Annotated in this window: 21 protein-coding genes; 5 read left to right on the top strand and 16 right to left on the bottom strand. The window is 53.1% G+C overall.

Annotated elements, in window-relative coordinates:
* Positions 1-290: 290 nt before the first annotated feature.
* The 13 genes from AC6T8Q_RS11785 to AC6T8Q_RS11725 all read right to left on the bottom strand — a co-directional run bounded on the left by AC6T8Q_RS11785 (position 291) and on the right by AC6T8Q_RS11725 (position 11,035).
* Complete coding sequence (locus AC6T8Q_RS11785; protein WP_500679269.1) at positions 291-779, bottom strand: hypothetical protein; 489 nt, start codon at positions 777-779, stop codon at positions 291-293.
* 90 nt (positions 780-869) lie between these two features.
* Entirely contained in the window at positions 870-2,762 is a 1,893-nt protein-coding gene (locus AC6T8Q_RS11780) for a type II secretion system protein GspD (protein ID WP_500679268.1), read from the bottom strand.
* Positions 2,763-2,805: 43 nt separating this feature from the next.
* Entirely contained in the window at positions 2,806-3,429 is a 624-nt protein-coding gene (locus AC6T8Q_RS11775) for a hypothetical protein (RefSeq protein WP_500679267.1), read from the bottom strand.
* Positions 3,422-4,990, bottom strand: a complete 1,569-nt coding sequence (locus AC6T8Q_RS11770; RefSeq protein ID WP_500679266.1) for a PilN domain-containing protein — start codon at positions 4,988-4,990, stop codon at positions 3,422-3,424. The genes AC6T8Q_RS11775 and AC6T8Q_RS11770 overlap by 8 nt, the downstream gene beginning before the upstream one ends.
* 14 nt (positions 4,991-5,004) lie before the next feature.
* Entirely contained in the window at positions 5,005-5,316 is a 312-nt protein-coding gene (locus AC6T8Q_RS11765; protein WP_496918586.1) for a hypothetical protein, read from the bottom strand.
* 59 nt (positions 5,317-5,375) lie between these two features.
* Positions 5,376-5,894, bottom strand: a complete 519-nt coding sequence (locus tag AC6T8Q_RS11760; protein ID WP_500679265.1) for a PilW family protein — start codon at positions 5,892-5,894, stop codon at positions 5,376-5,378.
* Entirely contained in the window at positions 5,884-6,375 is a 492-nt protein-coding gene (locus AC6T8Q_RS11755; protein ID WP_500679264.1) for a hypothetical protein, read from the bottom strand. The genes AC6T8Q_RS11760 and AC6T8Q_RS11755 overlap by 11 nt, the downstream gene beginning before the upstream one ends.
* Positions 6,376-6,449: 74 nt before the next feature.
* On the bottom strand, positions 6,450-6,920 hold the full coding sequence (locus tag AC6T8Q_RS11750) for a pilus assembly FimT family protein (protein WP_500679263.1): 471 nt from the start codon (positions 6,918-6,920) through the stop codon (positions 6,450-6,452).
* A gap of 50 nt (positions 6,921-6,970) precedes the next feature.
* On the bottom strand, positions 6,971-7,294 hold the full coding sequence (locus AC6T8Q_RS11745; RefSeq protein ID WP_500679262.1) for a prepilin-type N-terminal cleavage/methylation domain-containing protein: 324 nt from the start codon (positions 7,292-7,294) through the stop codon (positions 6,971-6,973).
* 124 nt (positions 7,295-7,418) lie between these two features.
* Positions 7,419-7,745, bottom strand: coding sequence for a competence type IV pilus major pilin ComGC (locus AC6T8Q_RS11740; RefSeq protein WP_496918591.1), 327 nt, complete (start codon positions 7,743-7,745; stop codon positions 7,419-7,421).
* A gap of 21 nt (positions 7,746-7,766) precedes the next feature.
* The gene (locus AC6T8Q_RS11735; RefSeq protein ID WP_500679261.1) at positions 7,767-8,918 is read right to left on the bottom strand and encodes a type II secretion system F family protein; all 1,152 of its coding nucleotides are present in this window, start codon (positions 8,916-8,918) and stop codon (positions 7,767-7,769) included.
* Between the two features lie 12 nt (positions 8,919-8,930).
* On the bottom strand, positions 8,931-10,619 hold the full coding sequence (locus AC6T8Q_RS11730) for a GspE/PulE family protein (protein WP_500679260.1): 1,689 nt from the start codon (positions 10,617-10,619) through the stop codon (positions 8,931-8,933).
* 23 nt (positions 10,620-10,642) lie between these two features.
* On the bottom strand, positions 10,643-11,035 hold the full coding sequence (locus AC6T8Q_RS11725) for a response regulator (RefSeq protein WP_500679259.1): 393 nt from the start codon (positions 11,033-11,035) through the stop codon (positions 10,643-10,645).
* Between the two features lie 289 nt (positions 11,036-11,324).
* Here AC6T8Q_RS11725 and AC6T8Q_RS11720 point away from each other — a divergent pair, with 289 nt between their 5' ends.
* Complete coding sequence (locus AC6T8Q_RS11720; protein WP_500679258.1) at positions 11,325-11,690, top strand: competence type IV pilus major pilin ComGC; 366 nt, start codon at positions 11,325-11,327, stop codon at positions 11,688-11,690.
* Positions 11,691-11,713: 23 nt separating this feature from the next.
* Here the strand turns inward: AC6T8Q_RS11720 and AC6T8Q_RS11715 are convergent, their stop codons facing one another.
* Complete coding sequence (locus AC6T8Q_RS11715; RefSeq protein ID WP_500679257.1) at positions 11,714-15,544, bottom strand: LamG domain-containing protein; 3,831 nt, start codon at positions 15,542-15,544, stop codon at positions 11,714-11,716.
* A 33-nt stretch (positions 15,545-15,577) separates the two neighbouring features.
* The gene (locus AC6T8Q_RS11710; protein ID WP_496918597.1) at positions 15,578-15,973 is read right to left on the bottom strand and encodes a CBS domain-containing protein; all 396 of its coding nucleotides are present in this window, start codon (positions 15,971-15,973) and stop codon (positions 15,578-15,580) included.
* A 300-nt stretch (positions 15,974-16,273) separates the two neighbouring features.
* Here AC6T8Q_RS11710 and AC6T8Q_RS11705 point away from each other — a divergent pair, with 300 nt between their 5' ends.
* The gene (locus AC6T8Q_RS11705; protein WP_500679256.1) at positions 16,274-17,419 is read left to right on the top strand and encodes a hypothetical protein; all 1,146 of its coding nucleotides are present in this window, start codon (positions 16,274-16,276) and stop codon (positions 17,417-17,419) included.
* A 3-nt stretch (positions 17,420-17,422) separates the two neighbouring features.
* Here AC6T8Q_RS11705 and AC6T8Q_RS11700 read toward each other — a convergent pair whose 3' ends face one another.
* On the bottom strand, positions 17,423-19,087 hold the full coding sequence (locus AC6T8Q_RS11700) for an outer membrane protein assembly factor BamB family protein (protein ID WP_500679255.1): 1,665 nt from the start codon (positions 19,085-19,087) through the stop codon (positions 17,423-17,425).
* 148 nt (positions 19,088-19,235) lie between these two features.
* On the opposite strand from AC6T8Q_RS11700, the gene AC6T8Q_RS11695 reads away from it, so the two are divergent.
* Genes AC6T8Q_RS11695 through pabB form a run of 3 tightly spaced genes read left to right on the top strand, consistent with a single transcriptional unit; the run spans position 19,236 to position 22,860 of the window.
* Positions 19,236-20,027 (top strand): SDR family NAD(P)-dependent oxidoreductase, encoded by a 792-nt coding sequence (locus AC6T8Q_RS11695; protein WP_500679254.1) that lies wholly within the window; start codon positions 19,236-19,238, stop codon positions 20,025-20,027.
* 21 nt (positions 20,028-20,048) lie between these two features.
* Complete coding sequence (locus tag AC6T8Q_RS11690; RefSeq protein ID WP_500679253.1) at positions 20,049-21,464, top strand: DUF6513 domain-containing protein; 1,416 nt, start codon at positions 20,049-20,051, stop codon at positions 21,462-21,464.
* Positions 21,451-22,860 (top strand): aminodeoxychorismate synthase component I, encoded by a 1,410-nt coding sequence (gene pabB / locus AC6T8Q_RS11685; protein ID WP_500679252.1) that lies wholly within the window; start codon positions 21,451-21,453, stop codon positions 22,858-22,860. The genes AC6T8Q_RS11690 and pabB overlap by 14 nt, the downstream gene beginning before the upstream one ends.
* The last annotated feature ends 5 nt before the right edge of the window (positions 22,861-22,865 follow it).

Below are 22,865 nucleotides of genomic sequence, written 5' to 3'. Positions count from 1 at the left end.
CGCAGCTTACCTGGTGTAACTTGATCAAATGCAAGGCATGACAAAGTTGATGAAGTTGAACAAGATGACAAAGTTTAGTGGACTGTAGGGCCGTGGACGATGGACTTTATAAACCACAGTCGACGGTCCAAAGTCCCTCCGCAATCAGCTTTGCACTTTGAGACAGACGCAAACCAAGCAAACCTGGCCAACCTCGCAAAGCTGAAGGAAGAGCTGTTAGCGATTAGCTCTTAGCCAGAAAGAAATCCATGGCATGTGCCTGGATTCCGAATTCCGCGTTCCGAAATCGGTTAGTTTTCCAACGTCGCTTGCCAACGTTCGCGGCCACGTTGTAGGACGACCGCGGGGGGTTGGATCGAGATAACTTCGATCCCGGCCGTTTGTGCGCCTTCGGCCATCGGCACGACGTCGCCGTTGATCGAGAGGATCACCCGCTGACCGTCGACATTCGCAAACCCCAGGAGCTCCACGGATTGTTCGATGCCCCGTTTGTTTTCGTGCTTGGCACTCCGCTTAGGTGCGAGGAACAAATTCTCGCGGTGCGGATACGGTGGTTGAAAGACGACTTCGGCCGGTTTCTCCGCGGGCTTGGTATCAACCTTGGCTGGTGCAGGTTTGTCCGCTTGAGGTTTGACCTCCGGCTTGGGCTCAGATTTCGCAGTAAAAGCAGGTGCTTGAGTCAGCGCGGCTCGAGGAGCCACCTTCGACTCGCCGCAGCCAACGAGCGCGCAGCCCAGCACAACGAGCAGCGTGATTCGCGTTTTTGGCACTGCGGGCATGGAAACTTGGCTTTCGAGGGGAATGATCCAACCAAGTTTAGCACGCCCCAACGGCCACCTGATTATTCGGCAAATGTGCCCGCACAATCGTTATTTTTTGAACATCCGCGTCCAGACCTGCGATTTCTTGGCGGTGTGTTCCTTCTCACTGATCGATTGCCGCAGAGGCGCCGAATCGCCAGTCGTGCGGTACCGTTCGTCGAAATCCTTGCGCAACGGTTCTTGCTGGCTGGTAAGATCCACCTGCTCAGGCACCGTGTCTTCAGCTGGGATTTGGTAGATCTCTTCGCTTTCGATCGATGGGAAAGGGATCGGCTCGTTACAAGGCACACCATTGGAATTGGGCATCCCTTCGGCCAGTGGAATGCCATTGAGCCGACTATCAAGAGTCTCGGCTGCCATGTATTCGCGGGAACTCATGACTTGGTCGTAATCGACGATCTCCGGTTGGAGGAACACCAAGAGCTCGCTTTCGCGAACATTGGTATCACGAGCCCGAAACAACGGCCCAATCACGCGAACGTCTTTCAGGAACGGGATGCCGTTGAAATCTCCCGTGTCACTCCGTTGCCGCAAGCCGCCGATGACGACGGTGCGCTTGTTGGCCACGCGGACGGTGGTGGTCGCAATGCGGGCGTCGACGATCGGTTGATCGTCGGTTTCGGTGAAACCGGCCACACGGCTGAATTCCTGATTAACAATCATTTTCACGGTGCCATCGGAAGCAATCTGCGGCGTGACGTTTAATGTGATGCCGACGGGCTTGAACGCCGTCGTGCCGATCTGCCCGCCCAATTCCGATTGCGTGATTTGTTGAAAAGGAATCTCCTGCACGCTGCTCAATTCGGCCATCTCGTTTTCTTCGACCGTCACGTTGGGATCGGCCAGCAAACGGGCATCCTTGGCGTTTTGCAAAGCCAGAATGACCGCACGGATATCGAAATTGGTGGTGAAGCTCTTCACCGTCACCGCTCCGCCGCTCGAGCCCACGTTGAACGGAGCGAGCGTTTGCGTATCGAGCTTCAATTCCTGGTTGGGAACACCGTCAGCGTTGACATCGTTGCCTTTGATGTTCTGATTCCAATTGATGCCCAATTGCTCGACGTCTTGCAGGCTAATGTCGTAAATCAAGCCGGTGATGCGCACTTGCGGGCGGGGGCGGTCGATCTTTTCGAGCACGCGTTTGACCATGTCAATGTTCGAAGGGTAGTCGACCACAACCAACCGATTTTCCGCGGGCATCGTGGCAAGTTTGCCCGTCGCACTCAGTACGGCCGTGAGCGCTGGCTTAGTATTATCAACGGGTATGTATTGAGTATGAAAGTAAGCGACTTGCAGCCTCTTGTACGACTCTGACGGAATGCCCCCGGTCGACTTCGAGGCAGCGGCATCCATCTGTTCCACAAAATTCCGAATCGATTCGACTCGGTCGGCAAAGTCGACAACCAAGATGCTGTTCGCCGATTCCATCGACTGAAGTTGGCCCTGGCTGCTCAGCAAGAGCCGCGCTCCTTCGACGACTTCTTGCAAATCGCTGTGCGTAATAGGGATCGCAGCGGATTGAAACAGCGGGTTGGCGCTCCCCACTTCCTGCGACTTCTGCACGACAAGGCTTTGCCCGACGGCTCGATAGCTATAGCCGTTGGCGAGCAGGATCGCATCGAGGACTTCCCGCAGCGGGGCTTGGGTGTAGATGCAGCTCACCGTGCCGTCGACTTCCTTGCCGACGACGATATTCACGTTCCAAGTGGCCCCGATTGTGAAGAGCGCCTTTTGAATCGTCGTATTTTGCAGCGAAAGATCGCCGCGGGTATCGAGTGCCTGTTCGAGTGGGACGTGTGCCTTTTGCTGCGAAGGGGCGGGAGGAGTCAGCAGTGGTTCTTGGGCGAGGAGCACTTCCTTCAGTGCGCAGCAAAGAGCCAACAAACAGACCATCGCCTGGCCTGTCGAGCGCAATCTTCGACTCGCGCTTCTTGTTGGCATGTGTCCTCCCTGACACTGTTGCTCGTGTTGCCGTACTGCTTGACTAGGAACTTTGTCTGCTCAAAGCAAAGAGCAGCAGTTCCAGATCCATCGTCACCGTTTCACCATTTTGGCCGTCTGATTGGATTTGCATCCGCTCGGGGTGGGCCAATGTGTTATCCTGTTGCAAGCGTTCCAACAAACTGTAGATGTCGTGCGTTTTGCCGTTCACCGAAAGTTGGATGCTGCGACGTTCCAGGAAAAATGGCGTCGTCTTCCCTGACGAATCATTCACGTTTCCTTCCTGGAGGGGGTTGTCCCCAGCTTTCCAGGGTCGGCGGACAGGTGCGGCCACGTCGAGGCGGCGGATTTGGCAACTCGATTCGCGGATCATGTCCACGAGCCGAGTGCGATAAGTGCTCACAGTTTCTTCCGAAACGGAGCGCCCCTCCAAGATCCCCAACTCTTCGGCAACCGTGGCCATTTGCTTCTCCAACTGGGGAAGCTGCTTGGCCGTCTGTCTTGCATTTTCCAATTCTTCGGCAAGAGCCCTACGACTCTCCTTTTTGTCAAAATAGTCATCGGCCAACGTGGTAAATACCACCACACCAAGGAGGATTGTAACGGTTGCAACGATTAGCGAGCGGTGACGGCTTTCGCAGAATCTACGGAGCAAAGTCTCATTCATGGCGGGCCACCTTCTTGGCGGGGGCGTTAGGGTCTGCCAGGCTTAACTCAACGTCAAAGTCAACAGTCGGTCCTGCCACGGATTGACCACTTTTGGTTCCACGGAGGGCTACGCTATCAAAACCAGGAGCCAATTCGAGCCAGCGAACGAAGTCGAATACACCGGCTTCCAAATAGCTGGAGCCCTTAAGTGCTAGCGTGTCGTCATCGCTATAGCTCAACGAGCTTAGCCATACGTCGCTCGGCATACACTGGGCAATCCGGCGCATGATTTCGGCATTGGGCGGTGAAACGAGCTGACTGGCGAGTCTATTAAGTTGGTCGAGCTTGGCTTCCGAAGCGGCCTGTTGTAACCGTAATTCTCGAGCGCGGTTTTGGGCCACGGCGAGTTCATCAAGTTGTTCCTGCAATACATTCAAGGCACGCTGCTGGTGAAAGTCGACGCCGGCTAAACCCAGTGCCACAAGCAATACGGCAGCGATAGGAATCGCGCTGCGTATGAGAATCGGCTTCATCGGCTCACGGCTCACCGCGATGATGTGGTCCATGAAATTGGGAGCGTCGGATTCGCCTGCGGGCAAATATGTTCCGAGCATTGCGCCCAGTGCCGGGATCGTGGAGGGATCGCTGGCCCCTGCCGTGATCTGCCAGGTCGCTTGTATCTCTGCAGGTGAAACGATTTCCAGTTCCATGTCCTCGACCTTGCCGAGGGCACTCAGCACACTTTGAATCTGCTGACGTTCACCCGTGAGATAGACATGCCGTAATTTGGGAGTCGCTTCGCCCATGAGACGTCCAACATGTCGTTCCAATCGGCCAAAGTGAGTGCGAACGACTTCGATCAGTTCTTCAGGAGTTTCACAGGAACCTGGGCGATATTCCAGCAACAAACGTCCCCGATGGCAGACCCCGATTTCAACCGTCGAATTATCTATATGAATCAATAGCGTGGGTTGGTCGGGAGCATTCTGCAAGCGTCCTACTGCGCGACTATTGGCCACCAGCGCGGGCTCAATCGATTCGATTCGCAGGCCGGTTCGCTCGCTCGCTTCGTACAAGGTGTCAAGCGTTTTCGCATGGCAGACAGAAGCCACCGCATAGGTATGTCGGGCGTCGAGCGGTTTGCAATGGCTCACGGTGACTTTTTCGCCAGTACCAAGCAGCAAATAAAGCTGGCTGCGTTGTTCGAGCTGTTGAAGTTCGTGGCGAACCTCCTCCGTGGAACCAAGGATGGCTTTGGTCACGCAATAGCGTCCACCCAGCACGTAACGCACCGAGCAACCAGCGAGGTTGTGCTGTTCCACAAGCTTACGTAAAGCTGTAGACAGCTCAGATTGGCCTTCAGCCGAATTCGGTGAATTTGCTTCTTCACGCCAAGGAATTGTTAAGGCTTCCACTTGGTCGCGACCACCATTGGCGGCACGCTGCAATATGGCTACACGCAAATCGGATTCAGCCAACTCAATAACCGCAATTCGATTGTCAGTGCCTTTACGGCGCTCTCGCGGTCGGCGTCGCTCGCGGCTTTGCCGCCGTTCAGCTTTTGCTCGTCTGTCGGACATCTGTGCTACTCAAATTAAAGTTCAATCGTTGCTTGTAAGTTGCGGACCACGTCGCCGGCAACGCCGCTCGACGTAACAATCACCGTGGAATCGGGCCCATCAACGGCTTCGGCGAAGTAGCTATCGTCAGCCGGAAATGATCCATCAGTCACCGTGCCACGCCAAGTGCTGTTGGTTTCCAACGTAGCCGCGATGTGATGAACACCGGCATTGGCTAGGTACATTGCTCGTTCATAATCCATGGAATTTCTGAGCGTTGACAGCTCCAGCGTGGTTGTGTCCAGCACATTCACAACCATGAGTGTGACCAACGTCAGAATAAACATGCAAAACACAAGCGCGGCCCCGCTTCTCGTTTTTGAGTTTCGCTTTGAAGTGTTCATAGCTACCACGCCCTCAACCAGGCTTGGCAAGATGCGGCAACCGGTTCGAGTCCATTGGGTCGTTCTAGCTGAACTTCAGTCGTAGCTCGGACGGAATGAATTAACCCAACGTCAGTGCTCGCAGTCGTGCCATCGGTACGCAGACCCACGAAATTCAGCTGTTCGATGCCGGTAGCGAGTACCTGATCGGCATTTGTTACTCCAAACAAGATTCGCTTCGTGCCCGAGTCATGATCCCAGACTAGAGTCTGACCAGTGGGCGTCAGAATAGATAAACTTCCGGAATTGTCCGTGGCCGATGAAATAGCAGAAACTGCGGTCGCCTGACGAACATGCCGTACGATATGGCGTAGTACGGCAATCCCAGCTTGCCGCGTCTCTTGATCCTCTTCATGGCGATTCCACGCCGCGTAAGAAGTCCGCACCAACACCATCGTGGCAGTCGTCAACGCAGCCAGCATGGCCGTGGTGACCATGAGCTCAAGTAAAGTGAAGCCGTGTTTGGTTTGTCTATTCTTCATCAACGTAGGATTGCAGGTTAGCCACCTTGGTCCGATACAAAACGCTCAACTCGTTGTCATCGTACGTCGAGTCACTGTCCGCATCGTCAAAGACAGTCACTCGAATGTGCATCAACTGACCCGTAAGACCACCGCTTGCGCTTGCATCCGAGCGAATAGCGCTGTAACGGATATTCGCATGGCCATCGGCAGCGAAATTCCCCGTGGTTGTTGTGTTCGTCCAATTTGTCATGGTTGTGGCCGCTTGTGTTTCAAGCACGCTCACCGCGTAGTTCGATAGCAAATTGCGCCTGTTGAGATCGCGACTTTTGGCCATGGCGTCGCGCATGACGGCCATTGTTGGAACCAATGTTCCCGCGACCAAAGTGGCGGCCATCACCATTTCCAACAATGAGAATCCTGCCCTCGCAGTAATTTTCTTACCGAGATTGTTGGAATTCACCGTCTGTGTTGACCACGACACCATAGCGAGACCTTGCACGCGACATGTTTCGAAATGCCTAGAAAAGATAGGTTACGGAACCGTGTCCGCAACCGTAATAATCGGCTCAGATACTACGGAGTGTTCTCTGTTACAGAAACGCTGCCGGTGAGTGTTACGACGGAAAGATTCCAACTACGTTGATCGCCTGCCACGGTAATCGAATAGCCGCCAAGTGCCGCCCCATCGAAATCGAACTCAAGAACCGCATGCGACGAGCTGACAGTGACATCTTGGGGTACAGCTCTCGACGTATCCACCGGGACGTTTCCACCGCTCGTGCGCCGGTAGAGCGTAAAACTCGTGGCATTTGTTGCGGAAGGGCTGAGTTGAAGATAATGGTTGTCGCCCGTAGAAATCGTGGCTCGACGAGCGTGTGTCAGCGCTAAAGACAATTTACGAACAAAACCTTCGGCCCCCCCATTGCTGAGGGTCGAACTGCCAAAGGATGTTATAGCTGATATGCTTAACAGTCCCACGATGGAAACTACCACGGCCAGTTCTAAAAAGCTCATAGCTCGACGCACCGGAGTGCGCCGAGCCATGAAAATCGATTCTGTGTGTTGGCAAGCCATAGGCTTCGCTGCCCGTCGGGCTATTTCACGCGGTGGGTCGTGGTGTTGAGCGAGTAAGCCGAGCCATCCACGGGATTGGTCGGGAGACCATCTGGGAAGTAATTCGGATCTTTACCGATATCAGAAAGATCAGCCGCAGGCCAAGTGCTATTATCGACGTAATATCTTTCCACGGCAGCGTTGATTGTCGCTTTGTGATGCTCGCTGACGCGTTCCTTGGCGGTATCACTCGAAATCGAGACACGTGGAATGATGATCGCGGCAATGATGCCGAGGATCGTCACAACGGCCAACAACTCAAGCAGCGAAAAACCACCTGTCTTGCTTTGGTTCCGCGACTTCATGGTAAGTGACTCCTCAAACAGGGACTTATGTGGTGAGGCAAAAGCTGCCAGATTTTCTGCGTTTTTTACCGCTTACTAAGGAAACTTAGGTTACGATTCGTGACACAAGAAAAATTTTTGATTTTTAATGATTGTGCCCGGAAACCCTACCCGTGTTAGGATCAATCGTATAATTCCCACCATCCACTGGGCATGTTGGCGCGCCCTCTGGGAAGTAGCTCATATCTGATCCAATGTCACTCAAGTTGGCTGCCGGCCAGCTGCCTGTATTGTGCATCCAAAGTTCCGCTTGAATCTCGATATCACCCTTATTGGTTTTACAGGCGGCAACTTTGGCTTGTTCATCACTTCCCGCAACGCGCGGCAAGATGATTCCCGCCAATAGCCCAACAATCGCCAAAACGGCCATCAGCTCGACCAAAGAAAACCCGTAAATGTACTTTTTATCCATGACAAAACCCGTGGGTTACGCTTACTTGATGGTGTTCACCATGTCGAACATGGGTAGGTAGATTGCTAGGAGCACAACTGCAATCGCACTGGCAAGTCCGATCGTTAGAATCGGTTCCAGCGCCCCAACCACAAGGCTGCTTTTTCGCTCGATCTCACGCCGCAAGTAATCGCAAATATCTTTCGTGGCGCGAGTGAGTTGCCCAGTGCTTTCTCCCACGATCACCAATTGATTCACAATTGGAGGAAACAAGTCTTCGTGCCGTTCTAGCTCGCGGCTGAATTTTTCGCCGCGATTGATCGCTACTTGAAGATCATTGACACCCTGTCGGACTGCTCGATTACTAACAGATGACGCCGTTTCCCTCACGGCTTCGGCCAATGTATAACCAGCCGCCATCAAACTGTGCAGCACTTCCATAAGCTGCAATACAGCCATATCGCGCATCCAATTGCCGAATAACGGGGCCCGCAGCAAAGCCCGATCGATCATCACGGCAAATTCGCTCCGTTTCCGGAGCTGCTGAATTGCTGCCGCTGTAAGAATTCCAATTCCGATCACCCAGGGGCCATATGTTTGCATGATCCCAGAAAATTGAATCAAAATACGGGTGATCAGTGGCAGTGGAACCTTGGCTTTTGCATAAGTCTCTTCAAATACTGGCACGACGTACATCAACAAAAAAGTCAACAAACCGCTGCCCAGGGTAATCAATAACACGGGATAAGCGAGCTTCTTGATAACTGCTTGCTTGAGTTCCGCGCTCTTGCCACGGTTCTCTGAAAGGTGTTGGAGAGTGTCTGCCAAAGTGCCCGACCGTTCGCCCAGGCGAATTTGACTGGTAGTAATCGGATCGCAGACTTGTGGGAACTCGGCGAGTGCAGTGCTAAAGGGAACGCCCGATTCCACTTTTCGCCGCAATATTTCCAGTAATTGCCGATGTTTCGCCAGCGTTTCTTCGCGAGCCAGTGTTCCGAGAGCTTTCGGGAGCGACACACCGTTGCTGACCAATGTCGACAAGGTGCGCAGAATAAATGTCAGCTCGTGGGGCTTTAATTTCTCGGACGTCTTCGACGACGAAGTGAGTTTCATCCACCAATGATCGAGCTGGAACGAGCCCGATGAATTCGTGGCATGTGCCGAGCTTAGTGCGAGTTGCTTGTGACGTGACATGGCGACGATCGACTAACCTGAAATTTTGTAGAAAACTTCTTCCACGGTCGTGTGGCCCGCCAGAACCTGTTCCAAACCGGCCGTAGCCAGTTCGACCATACCTTCCTGCACGGCAATTTCTCGCAACTTCGAGCTTGGCAAACCCTTTTCGATGGCCATCGCAAGTGTTGGCGTCACGGTCATGATTTCGTAGATGGGAATACGACCAGCGTAGCCCGTTCCCAAGCACTTCTTGCACCCTCGCCCGGCAAAAAACACGGTTTCGGCGGGTATGTCCAAACTATGGCTCAGGGCGTTGAGAAAATGTTCGTTAGGATTCACAGGCTCCTTACATTGATTGCAGATCGACCGCAACAAACGCTGAGCAATTGCACCTAATAGCGCGCCACCCGTCTTGAAGCTATCGATACCCAAGTCGTTGAGACGCGCCACCGATCCTACGGCATCGTTAGTGTGCAGCGTGCTAATAAGCAAATGCCCTGTCAGGGCGGCTTGCACGGCGGTTGAAGCTGTTTCGTGATCACGGATTTCACCGAGCATGATCACGTCGGGGTCCTGGCGCATGATGTACTTCAGTGCGTTGGCGAAACCCAGCCCATGTTCATTGTCGGAAGCAACTTGATTGATCCCAGGCAGTCGATATTCGACGGGGTCTTCCACGGTCACGATATTACGGCTCACGGCATTCAGTTTGGAAAGCAACGCATACATCGTTGTACTTTTACCGGAACCCGTGGGTCCGGTAACCACGATCATGCCGTGCGGCTTGTCGATCAAGCCTTGAATCTTTTTGAGGTCGCGGTCATACATTCCCAATTGATCGAGCTGAAAGATACGGCTGCCTTCGTCGAGAAGACGCATCACTACTTTTTCGCCACCTACAGTGGGAATTGTGCTAACGCGGAAATTCACGCGTCCCGTAACTTCGTTAATGCTGAGCTGACCGTCTTGAGGCCGGCGATTTTCGGTCGTGTCCATGTCAGCCATAACCTTAATGCGCGCGACGACCGATTCTTCAATATGGCGTGGAATTGTCATCACGGCCTGCAATTGGCCGTCGACGCGGTATCGTACCCGCATTTCGGGGTGATGCGGCTCGAGATGGATATCGCTCGAACCAGCGTTGATCGCACCCATGAGAATGGCTCGTACAAGACGAACCACAGGGGTTTGATCTTCATCGATTGTGATTTCATTGGTCAGCTCTTGGCCGATCATGCTTTCAGCCGCAGCCAGATCGGCCATCTTCATGTCAACGATCGTTTGCCGAGCCACCACGCGGTCGTCAAAACCACGGTCCAGAGCGCCCTCAATGGCATTTTGGAAGGCCACCAACGGCACGACTTTGTAACCGGTGATCAACTCTGTTTCGCTGATCACGTCGATGTCGTCCGGAGCCATCATGGCCAATTGCAGCGAACGTCCAGCCACCGCTACAGGAACAACTTTGTGATCGCGAGCCAATTCTTCAGGCAGCAAACGTACGACTTGGGGGTTGATGCTTTCAGGAACAATGTCGAAGAACGGGACACCGTATTGCTCTGCGAGAGCCTGCCCCAGTTGATCGCTTGTGATCAGGCCACGACGAACGAGAATTGTTCCTAAGAGGCCACGTTCCGAGCCTTGCGCGGAAAGAGCACTTTGGACTTGCCCTTCGGTAATCCAACCATGCTTAACCAGTATGTCGCCAAGACGTGCCATGACTCAACAATGCTCAAAAGATGTTATGATTTCGCGGTGTAGGTAGCACCTACAAGATTCTGAACTTTCTTTTCCAACATCAGCGGATCAAAGGGGGTCACTAGAAACTCGTCGGCACCAGCGTTATACGCTTTCTGCACGTCTTCCAAGTCCGAACTACTCGACAAATAAATCACCGGGATTTCACTTGTCCGTGGTTCGTTACTCAACTGGTTCAAAAACTCAAACGCACCCGCATCAGCAACTTGTCCGACAACAATCATTTGGGGAACTTGCGTTAGTAACCATTCACTGGCCTGACTGGCACCTTCCCACGCAAAGACCTCGTAGCCTAGTAGCTCCAACCGAAACGTGGTTATCTCCCGCAAAATGGGTTCTTCTTCCACAAGCAAGATCGTGCAGTGATGGTGAGACATAGTTGTCGCAACTTGGGGGCAAAGCTTCTAACGGCTGATGGGGCGGATTCCAACGCACAACCGTAGCTTGCTGGCCCGTCCAGTCAAAGACAGAAGTGCGGACTGACCATGCGTTGCTGTGTTTGAGAAGCCAGCAGACCGCAAAATCAGATCAACTGCTACATCCCCCAAGAGTTGCCTCTCATAATCCGAACTCATTTTCTTACAACGCTATCCGAGAAGCTACAATTCTGTACATATTCTCAAGGCAACCAGGGCCTTAAGCCAGGTCACGATCAGGCCATCAAAGATGTCAACTCACTCCCTATATTCAAAAATACTGCGACCGCAGCAAGCCTTCTCGCTGCTTGAATTGATGACGGTTGTTACGTTGATCGCTGTGATTGCGGCAATCGTGGTTTCTCGCGTCACCCAGTCGACCGACACCGCGAAGTGCAAAGCCTGCCGTCATAATCGTTTAGAGTTGAATGCCGCAATTGAGCGGTATCACCTCGACAATGGTAGCTTTCCCACGAGTCTCAGCGACGTTGCCACGACCAATTATCTGCCCGCAGGCTTGCCGGTTTGCCCAGTCTCAGGTGCCGCTTATTCGTTGAACTCAGCGACTCATCGGATTGACGGTCATACGATCGATTCGGTGCCAGGCGACCACTAAGATTCGCTGCCCGATTGCAAAAACTACCGCGTTTCGATCCAGCGAATAATCCGCACCCCCGCTGGCCGTCCCCCTTGATAGATTGCGTTGACTTCACCGGGACAGATCGCACGACTGTAAACTCGCACGTCGTCGAATCGTCCATCAAAGTAGCCTCCCGACGCGGTTAACACTCCTTCACCAATCTTGAATGTTCCTGTGTTGGTGCCGTAACTCGAGGTCGATGATCCCCCCGAACCGACTTCGCTGCCGTTCACATAGAGGCGCAAGTTTGTGCCTTCTCCCACTGCGACGACATGCGACCATTTGGACATCGCCAACGGTGCTGTTACACTTAACGATCCCCCATTGCTGGTCCAAAGATCAATGCGGTCCGTCTGTGTATCGATACCCAACTCGATCAAGCCGTTTTGGCCAACAAACGACTTGTCAGGCGTCAGGCTATCGGGGCGGACCCACACAGAGAGCGAGAATTTTTGCAATCCGTTCAACAAGCTCTTGCTAGCCGTGACATATTGGCTCGATCCGTTCAGCTCAACCGCCGTCCCGTTCGCGGAGTTCGTCCCCCCCACGTTCAATGTAGGATTGCCTACATAAGTCGCATTGTTACCTCTAACGCTCGAATCGATCGCAACGGTCCCGTTCGATTCGTTGAGTTGCCATCTCGCGATCACACCAGCCAACTTGGCAATTTCAGAGTTAAACATGGGCCGATTGTAAATACGAAAATCGCGGATCGAGCCTTCGAAGTTGTTTAGACTTCCCGTACCAGAGCCAAACCGCAACTTTCCGGGAGTTTGGTCTTTCATGACAGTCGTCGAAAGTCCAGTCTTGTGTAATTCCCCGTTTATATGAATCGAATAGTTGTCGGTGTCGGAATCATATTGAGCAACCACGTGATACCACCGGTCCTCAAAATCCAACGGCGTAGTTGTAATAAAGCCACCCTTAGACCCATTGGTCGAGAGATCGCAGCTAATCAATCCGTCGGAGCCTTGCCACACCTCATAATTGCCCTTGATCCCCCATAAGCGTTGGTTTCTGGCCGGAGTACCGGTGCTACGAAACCAAAAGGCCACCGCACCTTGAGCGGGTGGATCAAAATTATTTGTTGTTACTGACGAATCATTGAAACCATCAAAATCTAAAGCCGTGTTGCCGGCGCAATCGCTGCTCCAAGTCGCTCCACTAACTGACGCATTATTGCCGGCACCCGAGGAGTCAGCGACAATTGTTCCCGTGCCTTCGTTAAAGGCCCAATGACCCATTAAGCCAAACAACTCGCCAATTTCCTGATCGCTGAGGGCCCTTTGATACAACCGCAGTTCATCGAGTGTTCCGCGGAGGCACTGAGTATTACTGAACCCTCCGCCGACGCTGTCTTGCTCTTGAGCAACGATCAAACCACCGACATCAATTGAGTAGGGCGTGCTCCCCGCGCTGATCGATTTGGTACCCATCGAAACCTTGTCGAGATACATCGTTGTCTTGTTCGTATCAGCCGACGAAACAACGGCAATGTGATGCCAGCTGCCATCGGCAATCGAAGGAATCGTCCATGACTGGGTATTGCCGTGGCAATAAATACGAAATTCGGTGTGGCTGCCGAAAAACAACAAAAATTCATTGTCCTTCGCATTGTTATTACCGCTTACGATACTTTGCTCACCTGTGTGAGTCGTCTTAATCCAAAACGACGCCGAAACTGTCGAGGCATCATGGATTACTGCTCGCGGCAGTGATAGATATTCGGCCAAAGTGGCGCTATTAAAAGTCGTGGCTAAATCATAAACGCCGGTTTGCCCCAGCGTCGGATTACTCGTGAATGTGCCATGATTCTCGGCCTCTGAACTATCCGCGGCTATTGTTCCCGATATTTCTTCCAACTTCCAATACCCAGCATTGCCATAGAGCTGTGCAATTTCCTGTGCCGTCAGGGACCGGTTGTAAATCCGCACATCATCAAGAGTCCCATCGGCTGCGAACTTATTAGTACCGCTTCCTGGGCTAGCGATACCTAACTTCCACGTTGAGGTCCCTTGCTCGAAAGCCGCTTTGTTGGGCGTGAAAGATTGACTCGACTCCAGTTGGCCGTTGACATACAGTGAGAGATTGCCGGTCGCTCGTTTTACCACGACCACCACGTGATGATATGTTCCCGACGCAAATGTGTTCGAGGAATTCGTTTGCAGAATGCTTCCATCTGAGAACGGATGAGACATCCCAAATTTTTGTTCGTACGTATACCCAAGTCCGCAAATGGCCCCGTTCTTCATAGCCAAGGCGTACGTACCGTCGTTCGTAGTTCCTGTCCCTGGCGGCACGCTCGCTGGCTTAAACCACATGGAAAGTGAATAGTCATCTTCCTGCACGTCTTGCAACGACTTCGAATTGGGAATTGTCACATAATCGTCGCCATTTGTGTAATTGAAGCGATGACCATTACCGCGTACCGCTGTTCCCCACCCTGTCGTTCCTGACACGGTGCCGTTATTTCCAGCCCCCGAAGAATCCGCAGCCGTCGTGCCGGTGGTTTCATTGAGTTTGAAATGCCCGACCAAGCCGTAAATCGCGGCAATTTCCGCTTGCGATAATGCGTAATTGTAAATTCGCACGTCATCGATCCGACCATCCATGTCGTAGATCGCGGCGCCATTGCCGTGCCGCCCCACAACGGTCGCCGTGCCTTGACCACTGTAGTTAATTGTAGCCGTTACAGTAGCAGTCGTTACCAAAACACCATCGATATAAATTTTGAGCGTGTCCGCAGCGTCATCGAACGTAAAGGCGTAATGATGCCAACCCGCGCCTACGGGGGCAAACGTGGCACTCGTAGTCAGCCACGTAGAACCGTTATAAAGCACAGCACGCACCGAGTTGGCTGTCAGGCGTAAATTCACATGGTCGCCGATGGAAGCGATCTCCGCGCCCGATGAATCAGCAGCGTCGAGATCCACCCATGCCGCCATGCTCACATTCGCCGGATTGCCCAACTCGCTGTTGGTTTGAATCTTTGATGTGCCGTTAAAATCAAACCCATTATCGCGTATCGCCGAAACCCAAGTTGCCGTCCCTGTGACGGTCCCCGCGTTCCCATCACCCGATGAGTCTGTCACCGACGTGCCACTCGTGTGATCGAGCTTGTAGTGCAGCAGCAATCTTTTGCCCGTGGCCCATTGCAATGACTTTTGGAGTATCAGCAAACCGTCGGAATTGAGCACGCTCCAATTGAAATTGTCGCCCCCCCACGGAAGATGGACCCTTCGGCCGGTAGCCGTGTTGTTACCGGCAACCGTGTTAGCCAAAATTGCGCCAATATCAACTACCGTGAGTGCCTTGTTGCCCCAATGTTGCTCTGCAAGCGTTGTAAGCCCTGTGGCATAGGTCGGATTCATCAACGTCATCGGCTGGCCCGAGGAATTGAAAATCGTTAGATTGCCAGTGTTAAAAGAGCTGGTAATTTCGTGGGTGTTGTTGGTGATGCTGATTTGCGTGTAGGACGTAGTGTCCCAGCCAGGTGCGGTCGACAGGCCGAAATTGTCATCGAGATAGCGTTCCTCGCAAACAACCCCTTTGGAACAGGTGCGAAGTTTGTCCGCTAATTCCCAGTCGGTCACCGTACATGGGATATACACGACATCTGCCACCGCAGTAGCCGCATCAATCGTGGCTTGGCTAGCACTGTCGAGAATCGTATTGACCGTGAAACCCCAAGATTGCAACTGAGTCCGGCGCGCGGTTTCACCCGCGTTAAGAGTGCTAGTATCAGTAAACATCAGCACCGTTTGGGCCGATGCGCTAAGACCCGTCAGCCAAAACAGCAAGAGCACGGCAACGACGTGAGGAACTCGCATTAGTTGACGTACTCTTTTTTAATTGCGAACTAGTTAAAGGACACACGCCATCAAGGTGGCTTCGTAAATACCCTTGAGCACATCCCGCCGCGAAATCAGGCCGACAATCTGCCCATTCTCAACCACAGGGATACGCCGCACGCGGTGCATAATGCACAGGTCTGCCACCTTGCGAATCGGATCGTCAGGGGCAACAAAGATCACATCCGTGGTCATATGCTTAATAACTTTTTCCTGCCGAACGTCCACGTCGTAGGCCATGGCCAACAGTGCAAACTCCGTAATCACGCCAATCAACTTGCCGTCGTCATCAACCACCGGTAAGCCCGAAATTTTCCTGCGCATCAGCGTTTCAATTGCCTCTTGCACCGTCGCATTCGGGCTGATGGTCAACACATTGTCGGTCATGATGTCTTGAGCAGTAAGCATATTCTCCCTCGTCCTTGGTGTGATCGTTGGCGTTCGATTTGCTGAGGGATCAGCGAAATCTCAACACAAAAATAGCTCAAATCCTTCGGGAGAGGGTCGCGGTTTTCCCTAGGTACTAATGGTTTTCTTGCTTTCCAGGCTCATTTTTCGAGATGAAATTCCAAGTGACTGATTGAGATCATGCCTACAACTGCTACAGTCCACACCGTAGACAAATCACGAATAAAAAAGAACGCTTATCCCTGCTCGTGCGTAAAACCGATAGCATTCTCATAACATGCAAGACCAGGGCCGCCTTTGATGCCAGCCACTCTGTCAAACAAACTTTCACATGCCGCGTTGGCCTTTCGCGGCTACAACGTAACTAATTTGGGCCGCACGCCCGAATTGCTCGATGTGCCAGCATATCGAAGCATCGTCGAATATGAGCTAGTTCGATTCGGCCATGTCTGTGCGGAAGTTACGAACAAACGTGTCGATTTGGTCCAGCACGTCACCGATCGTCAAGAATTTGGGATTGAGACCTACGCCGAAGCCATTGCTTTGATTGTTGCGGCCGAAGTCGCCCAGCTTCGTTTGCTGCAAGAGATTCACGAAATCGACACGACTCGCGTCGGCTTGTCGTTTGGCTACAGTCTTGGAGAACTCGTCGCGGTGAGTTGCGCGGGCATCATGGCTCCCGATCACATGATTCGCGTCCCGCTGGCAATGGCTGCCGATGCGGTTGAACTCGCGGCCGATGTCACAATGGGCGTGCTTTTTTCCCGTGGGCCATCGATCAAGCAAACCCAAGTCGAGCGACTTTGCGAACTGATTACCTGCGAAGGTCAGGGAACCATTGGTGTTTCTTCGATTCTCTCGCCGAACAGTTATTTGTTGTTGGGACAACGCGACACAATCAATCGTTTTCGCGCTTTGATGAAGCATTCGCTGCCGCACCGTGCCCAGTTGCGCGTCAATGAGCATCGCTGGCCGCCGTTGCACACAGCAATTGCCCGACAACGATATATTCCCGATCGTGCATCGCTGATGATGGAAACCTTGCCCGATGGCAACGTCCCCCCTTCCCCACCTGTCCTCTCACTTGTCACGGGAAAACAGAGCTACATCGACACTTCACCCCGGGAAATCCTGCGAGATTGGGTCGACCATCCTCAACGACTTTGGGACGCGGTGGATTACACCTTAGCCGCGGGCATCGAAACCGTGATTCACGTTGGCCCCGAACCCAACGTCATTCTCGCGACATTCAACCGCCTCAGTGAAAATGTTCGCGAGCAAACCCGCGGCAATTCGTTTAGCAGCCTCAGCTTGCGAGCCGTATCGGGTATTGCAAGAAACTCGTGGCTGGCTGGCTTGCTTCCGGCAAGAACAAATTTGCTCCGCGCGCCCTATGTCGAGCAAATCATTCTGGAAGATTGGCTACTAGAAAACGCCCCCAAATGATGTTCACTTCTGCGCCGTTGCGACGGACTTTTCTACCATTGGCATCTTGAGGCAAACAGCTTGCTCGTTGTTTCTTAGCAGGAAGTATGGGGCGCTAAAGGCCGGATTATTCCACGTGACCTGCTCGGGCGGAAAAACTCGCATCGCGGCAAGCTCTCGATATTCCTCGGGATTTGGATCGATAAGAATAAGTTCCCCGGCCTCGGAAAGCACCACCAAGGCATCGCCAATCAGCATGATCTGGCCATGACCGATCGCGGGAACGCGGCGTTTCTTCCATTGACTCTTACCTTCTTCAAGATCGATGCATTGAAGAATGCCTCCGTCGAGGCCATAAACATAACCGTCGCGAATGACGACGTTGCCCATTTTGGTCTTCATCACCTTGCGGATCGTTGGGCTCCATAAAGGCTCGGCCACAATCTTCCCCCCTTCATCCCGCGACAATTGCAGAAGTGAAGATCCAATTCCATAGCCTTTGGATAAAAACAGCTGGTCACCGGGCAACGGAATCGGCTGCGAAGCCGTGGCATCGCTGTCGCTGTTTCCAGGCCATTCATGGGCCCACACGATCTCCCCGTCCGCCACACGATGGGCGGTCAGCAAATCTTCATTGATGCTTAAAATCAGCTTCTCGCCCAACAACTCAGCAAGCACGGGCGAGGCGTAAGACGAACGGTTTTGTCCAGCTGACCAAATGATCTTCCCAGATTCCGCATCATAGGCGACCAGCGAACCGGTCGGCGAACCGACGCTCAACACAACCAAGGTGGGACCATCCGTTTGCTCGACAATCAACGGGGAACTCGCTTTCCCCCACATGATGTTGTCGATTTTTCCTTCGGCATGCGTATCGTGAGCCCACAATTTTTTGCCCGACCGCGCATCAAGGCAGTTAAAAATTCCCGTGGCTCCAACCGTATAGACTTTGCCATCAAAAACTGTGGGAGTCGCACGCGGTCCAATGCCGCCCAGGGCTCCTGCGCCGATCGGATCAAAACGGACCGTATCGGCGTGGCTCCAGACTGTTTCACCTTCAGGATTATCGGTGCTAATGCGATAACAAACGACAAGCTCTTGATCGCCCCGTTGTTCTTGCGTGATGGCATAGTCTCCCACCAACGCAAAGCCAGACCACCCTGCCCCCACATCAGAGCGCCATTGTTCGTGCGGCGGGCTCACCGACCAATCGGTCGCAAGCTCCACTCCAGGAACCTCCGCCCAATAGCCATTGCCCAAAAATCGAGGATAGTCGTGCGGAGTTGTTTGCCAATCTTGAATGATATTGGTCACAGTTACAGGAACCGACAACGTCTCGTCATGCTTAGCGCCCCACCGCCACTGCCAGCCCACGAAGCCCACGTCGCCATTGTTGACCAGTTCAATCGCCGAAAAAAATGCAATCCCGATCGCCCAAGGAATCAAGCCAAGTGCCAATCTCTGTCGACGGGGTAACCCGCTGCACAACAGCATCCAAGTCGATAGACCAAGAGAGAAAATGATTGTTCCCACCATCAAGACTGTGTTCTTGATGTCCTTGTCTTCTCCCGAGAACTGAAATCCCAGGCAAATCACCGCGGCGAGTATGAGCCAAATGAGTGGGAACCTACGCAAGCGCACCCGCGTTGCCGGTTCAATGCCACTCCACTCAATTTCAGAATTCGCCATGAAGTACTCGATGATGTTTCACCAAATGCACGCTGGAACTATCGTAGAAATCAGCGTCAGATCTGACAACTCGGATTGCGGTATGCCTCTCGTCAACCAAGCGACGGCAAGCGATAATAAACCTTCCACCTCTGTAACATAATTCACCATGCCAGCTGACATTTCACAATCGTTGTACGGAAAATGGGCCCTGGTCACAGGCAGCTCCGGAGGAATCGGTGCGGCCATTGCCACCCAACTCGCCGCGGCGAAGTGCAATCTCATCCTTCAGGGGCATCGGCACATAGATGAAGCGCGGAAACTGGCTGCGTTGTTACAACAGGAAGGTGTTCGTGTCGAAGTGATCCCTTGTGATTTGGCGGATTCCGCCAATTGCCGCGCACTAGCCGATCATGCCTGGAGTATCGCGCCGCTTGACATCTTAGTGAATTGTGCCGGCGCCGACGTGTTGACCGGCGACGCGGCTCAAGGAAATTTTGAGCAAAAGCTGACCGCCTTATGGAACGTCGACGTGCAAGCCACAATCCTGCTGTCACGCGCAATAGGCGCCAAGATGAAGGAACGCGGCCAGGGCACGGTCATTAACATTGGTTGGTCCCAAGCGGAAATCGGCATGGCGGGCGACAGTGGCGAATATTTTTCCACAGTGAAATCCGCTGTTGCGGCCTTTTCACGGAGCCTAGCGAAGTCACTGGCGCCGTCGGTGCGAGTCAATTGCGTCGCGCCGGGTTGGATTCAAACCAAGTGGGGCGAAACGGCAAGCGACTACTGGCAGCAGCGTGCTAAGAGCGAATCACTGCTCGCCCGTTGGGGACAACCCGAAGACGTTGCCCGAGTGGTCTGCTTTTTAGCATCTGAAGAGAGCGCCTTTGTGAACGGTCAAACAATTCACGTCGACGGGGGCTTCGCGGGCTCAGCCGACGAGCGTGGCTGGAGTTAATTCGCAACAGCGTCAACAATCATGGCACAGGAGCACATTCAATTTGTCACGGGTCGGTTGGCCCGCCATGCGCTTGAACAATTGCTACCTAGTCTGGCTCAAAGGGTTGGCTTCACTTACACAATCGACGTTCTGCCAATCACCGTCGCTGCTTTGATGTCTCCGGTTTGGATTGCAAAACATATTCAAATCGACCCTCGGGCGACGCGCGTCATTATTCCCGGATACTGCGAAGGCAATCTTGAACCGCTGACAGAGTTAACCAATATTCCCGTCGAAGTCGGTCCCCGCGATCTTCGGCAGCTCCCGCGATTCTTTTCAGCTGAGACTTCCCCAACGGAATATGGGGCTTACGACATCGAAATTTTGGCCGAAATCAATAACTGCCCACGTCTGTCGCTGGCCGAAATCCTAGCAATGGCCGAGCAATATCAACTTGCAGGCGCGGATATTATTGATCTTGGTTGTGACCCTGGCCACACGTGGTCCGGAGTTGTCGAGACTGTTGCTGCTTTGCAAGATCGAGGGCTGCGAGTTTCGATCGACAGCCTGAATCCTCAAGAAATTGCCGCCGCTGCCAATGCGGGAGCCGAATTGGTGCTGAGCGTTAATTCGTCGAATCGTACGGCCGCCGTGGATTGGGGAATCGAAGTCGTCGCAATCCCCGATGATCCTCATTCCCTGGCCGGTCTGAGCGACACGATTGATTTTTTAGCCGCAGCCGATGTGCCGTTGCGTATCGATCCTATTTTGGAACCAATTTCTTTCGGTTTTGCCCAGAGCCTCGGCCGATACCTGGAAATTCGCCGCCGCTATCCCGATGCCGAAATGCTGATGGGCATTGGCAATTTGACTGAATTAACCGACGCCGACTCCGCAGGGATCAACACACTGTTGCTTGGCTTCTGCCAAGAACTTGGGATTCGCAGCGTCCTCACAACACAAGTCATCAATTGGGCCCGCACAAGTGTTAAAGAATGCGACCTTGCCCGCCGCTTGATGTATTACGCGGTCAACAATCAGTTGTTACCAAAACATGTTGAATCTCGGTTAGTCATGCTGCGAGATGAGCAAGTTGCTCCCCCCACGCTTGAGGAACTCACCAAGTTGGCCAACGATATTCGCGACAACAACTATCGGATTTTTGTCGCGGACAATGAAATTCATTGTGTTTCCAGTCGGCTGGAATTGCATGACCACGATCCATTTTCCTTGATGGAACAGCTTCGCCAAGCCGGACCCCACGGCAGCTTGCCCACGAATCTTGATGCCAGTCACGCCTTTTACCTCGGCTATGAAATGGCCAAAGCGAAAATTGCCCTCACGCTCGGCAAGAACTATGTGCAGGATGAAGCACTCGATTGGGGATTGGCGACTGAGAAGGAAAATCGGCATTACTTGAAACGTGCTCCGCGGGGTCAACGTGAGCAAGATTGATTTCCCCGTCGTCATCGAGTTGCCAGCGGATTTGACGGCAGTCGCGGCCTTTGAACGGCTGTCTCGACTGCCGCACGCCGTTTTCTTTGACAGTGCCAGTACGACTGGCCGTTTGGGTCGCTATTCGTTCGTGGCAGCCGACCCGTTTGCTTGGCTTGAAGCCCAATCAAACGAAGGCGATCTCTTTGGGAGACTGGCGCAGAGCTTACAGCCATTCCAATGCGAACATATCTCCGGCCTTCCCCCGTTCCAAGGAGGTCTCGCTGGGCTGTTTGGCTACGATCTCAATCGCAGTGTCGAACAATTGCCGAGCCCGCGTTTTACCGATTTTTCTGTCCCCGATTTGGCTGTCGGATTGTACGATGTGGTGCTCAGCTTTGACCACCAAGAGAATAAGGCTTGGTTGATTTCACACGGTTTCCCGGAACTTGATCCAAAACCTCGGCAAGCGCGGGCGCATGCTCGGCTCAACGAATTTTTGAAGATCCTTTCTCAGCCTTCAACTGAAATTAGCCAGAAGCCGACTGAGAAGATTGCCAAGCAGGCGTTGGCTCCTCAGTTTGATGTCGGACTGGGCGACGTCACCAGCAATATGTCCGCCGAGCAGTATCAACAGATGATTCGAAAAGCCGTCGAGTACATTCACGCCGGCGATGTGTTTCAAGTCAATCTGGCCCAGCGGCTGCTCGCCCCGGCTAAAACCGACGCCGTTTCGCTATACTTGAAGCTCCGCGAAAAAAATCCCGCGCCTTATGCGGGCTATCTCGACCTAGGCAATTGGCAGATTTGCAGCAGTTCGCCTGAATGTTTCCTACAAGTTCGAGACAACATCGCCGAGACCCGCCCGATCAAAGGCACCCGTGGCCGTTCTCATTCCCCCGAGGCAGATTTATTCGTTGGCGACGAACTGCAACTCAGCGCCAAGGATCGGGCTGAAAATGTGATGATCGTCGATCTGATGCGCAATGATTTTTCGCGTGTCTGCACAACCGACAGTGTTTGCGTTACCGAGCTTTGCCAAGTGGAAACTTACGCCCACGTCAAACATTTAGTGTCTGCCGTCCGAGGCACTTTACGACCGGATGCGTCATCGCTCGATTTGCTGCGCGCCTGCTTTCCCGGCGGGTCGATTACCGGTGCCCCTAAAATCCGAGCGATGGAAATCATTGCCGAACTCGAGCCAACCGCGCGAGGGCCGTACTGCGGTTCACTCGCCTATATTGGCTTTAACGGCCAGATGGATAGTAGTATCTTGATACGTACGATTACCGCTGGTGGCGGATGGTGGCAGATGCCCGTCGGTGGCGGTATTGTCGCTCAATCGGATCCTCTTGATGAATATCGGGAAACCTGGCATAAGGCCCGTGGTTTGTTGCAGTCGCTTGAACTGAGTTAGGCCAA

The sequence above is a fragment of the Bythopirellula sp. genome (assembly GCF_041737835.1).
Taxonomy (GTDB): Bacteria; Planctomycetota; Planctomycetia; order Pirellulales; family Lacipirellulaceae; genus Bythopirellula.
This window is presented reverse-complemented; position numbering and strand designations above follow the sequence as displayed.

What these genes read in the sequence shown, in the direction of transcription:
- AC6T8Q_RS11785 (WP_500679269.1), bottom strand. Translation starts at nt 779, where the DNA reads ATGCCCGCAGTGCCAAAAACGCGAATCACGCTGCTCGTTGTGCTGGGC.
- AC6T8Q_RS11780 (WP_500679268.1), bottom strand. Translation starts at nt 2,762, where the DNA reads ATGCCAACAAGAAGCGCGAGTCGAAGATTGCGCTCGACAGGCCAGGCG.
- AC6T8Q_RS11775 (WP_500679267.1), bottom strand. Translation starts at nt 3,429, where the DNA reads ATGAATGAGACTTTGCTCCGTAGATTCTGCGAAAGCCGTCACCGCTCG.
- AC6T8Q_RS11770 (WP_500679266.1), bottom strand. Translation starts at nt 4,990, where the DNA reads ATGTCCGACAGACGAGCAAAAGCTGAACGGCGGCAAAGCCGCGAGCGA.
- AC6T8Q_RS11765 (WP_496918586.1), bottom strand. Translation starts at nt 5,316, where the DNA reads ATGTTTATTCTGACGTTGGTCACACTCATGGTTGTGAATGTGCTGGAC.
- AC6T8Q_RS11760 (WP_500679265.1), bottom strand. Translation starts at nt 5,894, where the DNA reads ATGAAGAATAGACAAACCAAACACGGCTTCACTTTACTTGAGCTCATG.
- AC6T8Q_RS11750 (WP_500679263.1), bottom strand. Translation starts at nt 6,920, where the DNA reads ATGGCTCGGCGCACTCCGGTGCGTCGAGCTATGAGCTTTTTAGAACTG.
- AC6T8Q_RS11745 (WP_500679262.1), bottom strand. Translation starts at nt 7,294, where the DNA reads ATGAAGTCGCGGAACCAAAGCAAGACAGGTGGTTTTTCGCTGCTTGAG.
- AC6T8Q_RS11740 (WP_496918591.1), bottom strand. Translation starts at nt 7,745, where the DNA reads ATGGATAAAAAGTACATTTACGGGTTTTCTTTGGTCGAGCTGATGGCC.
- AC6T8Q_RS11735 (WP_500679261.1), bottom strand. Translation starts at nt 8,918, where the DNA reads ATGTCACGTCACAAGCAACTCGCACTAAGCTCGGCACATGCCACGAAT.
- AC6T8Q_RS11730 (WP_500679260.1), bottom strand. Translation starts at nt 10,619, where the DNA reads ATGGCACGTCTTGGCGACATACTGGTTAAGCATGGTTGGATTACCGAA.
- AC6T8Q_RS11725 (WP_500679259.1), bottom strand. Translation starts at nt 11,035, where the DNA reads ATGTCTCACCATCACTGCACGATCTTGCTTGTGGAAGAAGAACCCATT.
- AC6T8Q_RS11720 (WP_500679258.1), top strand. Translation starts at nt 11,325, where the DNA reads ATGTCAACTCACTCCCTATATTCAAAAATACTGCGACCGCAGCAAGCC.
- AC6T8Q_RS11715 (WP_500679257.1), bottom strand. Translation starts at nt 15,544, where the DNA reads ATGCGAGTTCCTCACGTCGTTGCCGTGCTCTTGCTGTTTTGGCTGACG.
- AC6T8Q_RS11710 (WP_496918597.1), bottom strand. Translation starts at nt 15,973, where the DNA reads ATGCTTACTGCTCAAGACATCATGACCGACAATGTGTTGACCATCAGC.
- AC6T8Q_RS11705 (WP_500679256.1), top strand. Translation starts at nt 16,274, where the DNA reads ATGCCAGCCACTCTGTCAAACAAACTTTCACATGCCGCGTTGGCCTTT.
- AC6T8Q_RS11700 (WP_500679255.1), bottom strand. Translation starts at nt 19,087, where the DNA reads ATGGCGAATTCTGAAATTGAGTGGAGTGGCATTGAACCGGCAACGCGG.
- AC6T8Q_RS11695 (WP_500679254.1), top strand. Translation starts at nt 19,236, where the DNA reads ATGCCAGCTGACATTTCACAATCGTTGTACGGAAAATGGGCCCTGGTC.
- AC6T8Q_RS11690 (WP_500679253.1), top strand. Translation starts at nt 20,049, where the DNA reads ATGGCACAGGAGCACATTCAATTTGTCACGGGTCGGTTGGCCCGCCAT.